Source organism: Pseudomonas sp. W2-17 (genome assembly GCF_041060445.1).
GTDB lineage: Bacteria > Pseudomonadota > Gammaproteobacteria > Pseudomonadales > Pseudomonadaceae > Aquipseudomonas.
In genome coordinates this window covers 1-5,323 of record NZ_JAUFNS010000046.1, presented here as the reverse complement: position 1 = coordinate 5,323, position 5,323 = coordinate 1, and the positions used below count along the sequence as shown (strand labels likewise).

Below are 5,323 nucleotides of genomic sequence, written 5' to 3'. Positions count from 1 at the left end.
GGAAACTTTGAAAACTTCTTAAAATAACCGCTTGACAGAAACAAGAGACGCTGTAGAATGCGCGCCTCGGTTGAGACGAAAGATCTTAACCACCCGCTCTTTAACAACTGAATCAAGCAATTCGTGTGGGTGCTTGTGCTGTAAGACTGAAGTCGCAAGATTATCAGCATCGCAAGTTACTCCACGAGAAATCATGGTTTAACCAACGATTGCTGAGCCAAGTTTATAAGGTTTTCTCAAAACCTAATTGCAGTATTGAACTGAAGAGTTTGATCATGGCTCAGATTGAACGCTGGCGGCAGGCCTAACACATGCAAGTCGAGCGGATGAAGAGAGCTTGCTCTCTGATTCAGCGGCGGACGGGTGAGTAATGCCTAGGAATCTGCCTGGTAGTGGGGGACAACGTCTCGAAAGGGACGCTAATACCGCATACGTCCTACGGGAGAAAGCAGGGGACCTTCGGGCCTTGCGCTATCAGATGAGCCTAGGTCGGATTAGCTAGTTGGTGAGGTAATGGCTCACCAAGGCGACGATCCGTAACTGGTCTGAGAGGATGATCAGTCACACTGGAACTGAGACACGGTCCAGACTCCTACGGGAGGCAGCAGTGGGGAATATTGGACAATGGGCGAAAGCCTGATCCAGCCATGCCGCGTGTGTGAAGAAGGTCTTCGGATTGTAAAGCACTTTAAGTTGGGAGGAAGGGCAGTAAGCGAATACCTTGCTGTTTTGACGTTACCGACAGAATAAGCACCGGCTAACTCTGTGCCAGCAGCCGCGGTAATACAGAGGGTGCAAGCGTTAATCGGAATTACTGGGCGTAAAGCGCGCGTAGGTGGTTTGTTAAGTTGAATGTGAAATCCCCGGGCTCAACCTGGGAACTGCATCCAAAACTGGCAAGCTAGAGTAGGGCAGAGGGTGGTGGAATTTCCTGTGTAGCGGTGAAATGCGTAGATATAGGAAGGAACACCAGTGGCGAAGGCGACCACCTGGGCTCATACTGACACTGAGGTGCGAAAGCGTGGGGAGCAAACAGGATTAGATACCCTGGTAGTCCACGCCGTAAACGATGTCAACTAGCCGTTGGAAGCCTTGAGCTTTTAGTGGCGCAGCTAACGCATTAAGTTGACCGCCTGGGGAGTACGGCCGCAAGGTTAAAACTCAAATGAATTGACGGGGGCCCGCACAAGCGGTGGAGCATGTGGTTTAATTCGAAGCAACGCGAAGAACCTTACCAGGCCTTGACATCCAATGAACTTTCCAGAGATGGATGGGTGCCTTCGGGAACATTGAGACAGGTGCTGCATGGCTGTCGTCAGCTCGTGTCGTGAGATGTTGGGTTAAGTCCCGTAACGAGCGCAACCCTTGTCCTTAGTTACCAGCACATTATGGTGGGCACTCTAAGGAGACTGCCGGTGACAAACCGGAGGAAGGTGGGGATGACGTCAAGTCATCATGGCCCTTACGGCCTGGGCTACACACGTGCTACAATGGTCGGTACAGAGGGTTGCCAAGCCGCGAGGTGGAGCTAATCCCAGAAAACCGATCGTAGTCCGGATCGCAGTCTGCAACTCGACTGCGTGAAGTCGGAATCGCTAGTAATCGCGAATCAGAATGTCGCGGTGAATACGTTCCCGGGCCTTGTACACACCGCCCGTCACACCATGGGAGTGGGTTGCACCAGAAGTAGCTAGTCTAACCTTCGGGAGGACGGTTACCACGGTGTGATTCATGACTGGGGTGAAGTCGTAACAAGGTAGCCGTAGGGGAACCTGCGGCTGGATCACCTCCTTAATCGAAGACTCAGCTTCTTCACAAGTTCCCACACGAATTGCTTGATTCATTGAAGAAGACGATAGAAGCAGCTTTAAGCTCCAAGCTGATAGCTCACGCTAACAGTTACAAGCTCGAAATTGGGTCTGTAGCTCAGTTGGTTAGAGCGCACCCCTGATAAGGGTGAGGTCGGCAGTTCGAATCTGCCCAGACCCACCAATTTTGTTATGGGGCCATAGCTCAGCTGGGAGAGCGCCTGCCTTGCACGCAGGAGGTCAACGGTTCGATCCCGTTTGGCTCCACCATAACTGCTTCTGCCTTGTGAAAGCTTAGAAATGAGCGCTCCATCCGCCGGATGATGAGTGTTGATTTCTAGTCTTTTGATTAGATCGTTCTTTAAAAATTTGGGTATGTGATTGAAATATAGACTGGGCACCTCTTTCACTGGTGCGTGTCCAGGCTAAGGTAAAGTTTGTGAAATGCAAACTTTCGGCGAATGTCGTCTTCACAGTATAACCAGATTGCTTGGGGTTATATGGTCAAGTGAAGAAGCGCATACGGTGGATGCCTTGGCAGTCAGAGGCGATGAAAGACGTGGTAGCCTGCGAAAAGCTTCGGGGAGTCGGCAAACAGACTGTGATCCGGAGATGTCTGAATGGGGGAACCCAGCTGTCATAAGACAGTTACCTTACACTGAATACATAGGTGTATGGAGCGAACCAGGGGAACTGAAACATCTAAGTACCCTGAGGAAAAGAAATCAACCGAGATTCCCTTAGTAGTGGCGAGCGAACGGGGACCAGCCCTTAAGTTGATTTGAGATTAGCGGAACGCTCTGGAAAGTGCGGCCATAGTGGGTGATAGCCCTGTACGCGAAAATCTCTTGTCAATGAAATCGAGTAGGACGGGGCACGAGAAACCTTGTCTGAACATGGGGGGACCATCCTCCAAGGCTAAATACTACTGACTGACCGATAGTGAACCAGTACCGTGAGGGAAAGGCGAAAAGAACCGCGGAGAGCGGAGTGAAATAGATCCTGAAACCGTATGCGTACAAGCAGTGGGAGCCCACTTTGTTGGGTGACTGCGTACCTTTTGTATAATGGGTCAGCGACTTATTTTCAGTGGCGAGCTTAACCGAATAGGGGAGGCGTAGCGAAAGCGAGTCTTAATAGGGCGTCTAGTCGCTGGGAATAGACCCGAAACCGGGCGATCTATCCATGGGCAGGTTGAAGGTTGGGTAACACTAACTGGAGGACCGAACCGACTACCGTTGAAAAGTTAGCGGATGACCTGTGGATCGGAGTGAAAGGCTAATCAAGCTCGGAGATAGCTGGTTCTCCTCGAAAGCTATTTAGGTAGCGCCTCATGTATCACTGTAGGGGGTAGAGCACTGTTTCGGCTAGGGGGTCATCCCGACTTACCAAACCGATGCAAACTCCGAATACCTACAAGTGCCGAGCATGGGAGACACACGGCGGGTGCTAACGTCCGTCGTGAAAAGGGAAACAACCCAGACCGTCAGCTAAGGTCCCAAAGTCATGGTTAAGTGGGAAACGATGTGGGAAGGCTTAGACAGCTAGGAGGTTGGCTTAGAAGCAGCCACCCTTTAAAGAAAGCGTAATAGCTCACTAGTCGAGTCGGCCTGCGCGGAAGATGTAACGGGGCTCAAACCATGCACCGAAGCTACGGGTATCATCTTAGGATGATGCGGTAGAGGAGCGTTCTGTAAGCCTGTGAAGGTGAGTTGAGAAGCTTGCTGGAGGTATCAGAAGTGCGAATGCTGACATGAGTAACGACAATGGGTGTGAAAAACACCCACGCCGAAAGACCAAGGTTTCCTGCGCAACGTTAATCGACGCAGGGTTAGTCGGTCCCTAAGGCGAGGCTGAAAAGCGTAGTCGATGGAAAACAGGTTAATATTCCTGTACTTCTGGTTATTGCGATGGAGGGACGGAGAAGGCTAGGCCAGCCTGGCGTTGGTTGTCCAGGTTTAAGGTGGTAGGCTGAAATCTTAGGTAAATCCGGGGTTTCAAGGCCGAGAGCTGATGACGAGTGTCCTTTAGGACACGAAGTGGTTGATGCCATGCTTCCAAGAAAAGCTTCTAAGCTTCAGGTAACCAGGAACCGTACCCCAAACCGACACAGGTGGTTGGGTAGAGAATACCAAGGCGCTTGAGAGAACTCGGGTGAAGGAACTAGGCAAAATGGCACCGTAACTTCGGGAGAAGGTGCGCCGGTGAGGGTGAAGGACTTGCTCCGTAAGCTCATGCCGGTCGAAGATACCAGGCCGCTGCGACTGTTTATTAAAAACACAGCACTCTGCAAACACGAAAGTGGACGTATAGGGTGTGACGCCTGCCCGGTGCCGGAAGGTTAATTGATGGGGTTAGCTAACGCGAAGCTCTTGATCGAAGCCCCGGTAAACGGCGGCCGTAACTATAACGGTCCTAAGGTAGCGAAATTCCTTGTCGGGTAAGTTCCGACCTGCACGAATGGCGTAACGATGGCGGCGCTGTCTCCACCCGAGACTCAGTGAAATTGAAATCGCTGTGAAGATGCAGTGTATCCGCGGCTAGACGGAAAGACCCCGTGAACCTTTACTATAGCTTTGCACTGGACTTTGAATTTGCTTGTGTAGGATAGGTGGGAGGCTTTGAAGCGTGGACGCCAGTCTGCGTGGAGCCAACCTTGAAATACCACCCTGGCAACTTTGAGGTTCTAACTCAGGTCCGTTATCCGGATCGAGGACAGTGTATGGTGGGTAGTTTGACTGGGGCGGTCTCCTCCTAAAGAGTAACGGAGGAGTACGAAGGTGCGCTCAGACCGGTCGGAAATCGGTCGTAGAGTATAAAGGCAAAAGCGCGCTTGACTGCGAGACAGACACGTCGAGCAGGTACGAAAGTAGGTCTTAGTGATCCGGTGGTTCTGTATGGAAGGGCCATCGCTCAACGGATAAAAGGTACTCCGGGGATAACAGGCTGATACCGCCCAAGAGTTCATATCGACGGCGGTGTTTGGCACCTCGATGTCGGCTCATCACATCCTGGGGCTGAAGCCGGTCCCAAGGGTATGGCTGTTCGCCATTTAAAGTGGTACGCGAGCTGGGTTTAGAACGTCGTGAGACAGTTCGGTCCCTATCTGCCGTGGACGTTTGAGATTTGAGAGGGGCTGCTCCTAGTACGAGAGGACCGGAGTGGACGAACCTCTGGTGTTCCGGTTGTCACGCCAGTGGCATTGCCGGGTAGCTATGTTCGGAAAAGATAACCGCTGAAAGCATCTAAGCGGGAAACTTGCCTCAAGATGAGATCTCACTGGAACCTTGAGTTCCCTGAAGGGCCGTCGAAGACTACGACGTTGATAGGTTGGGTGTGTAAGCGCTGTGAGGCGTTGAGCTAACCAATACTAATTGCCCGTGAGGCTTGACCATATAACACCCAAGCAATCTGCAGAAAGACGGCAGGTTGCGGTGTGTGAAGACGCATGAAGACGAAAGTTTGCGAACACACAAATGACACCTTGATCACATACCCGATTTGCTGAAGCGTTC

At 51.6% G+C, this 5,323-nt stretch carries 2 tRNA genes and 2 rRNA genes; all 4 read left to right on the top strand.

Features of this window, described 5'->3' with window-relative positions:
* Positions 1–257: 257 nt before the first annotated feature.
* The 4 genes from QWI20_RS27365 to QWI20_RS27350 all read left to right on the top strand — a co-directional run bounded on the left by QWI20_RS27365 (position 258) and on the right by QWI20_RS27350 (position 5,203).
* Positions 258–1,794: ribosomal RNA gene (locus QWI20_RS27365) — 16S ribosomal RNA — on the top strand.
* A gap of 121 nt (positions 1,795–1,915) precedes the next feature.
* Positions 1,916–1,992: transfer RNA gene (locus QWI20_RS27360), tRNA-Ile, on the top strand.
* Between the two features lie 10 nt (positions 1,993–2,002).
* Positions 2,003–2,078: transfer RNA gene (locus tag QWI20_RS27355), tRNA-Ala, on the top strand.
* Between the two features lie 232 nt (positions 2,079–2,310).
* Positions 2,311–5,203: ribosomal RNA gene (locus QWI20_RS27350) — 23S ribosomal RNA — on the top strand.
* Together the 16S and 23S rRNA genes with 2 tRNA genes alongside form the textbook arrangement of a ribosomal RNA operon.
* The last annotated feature ends 120 nt before the right edge of the window (positions 5,204–5,323 follow it).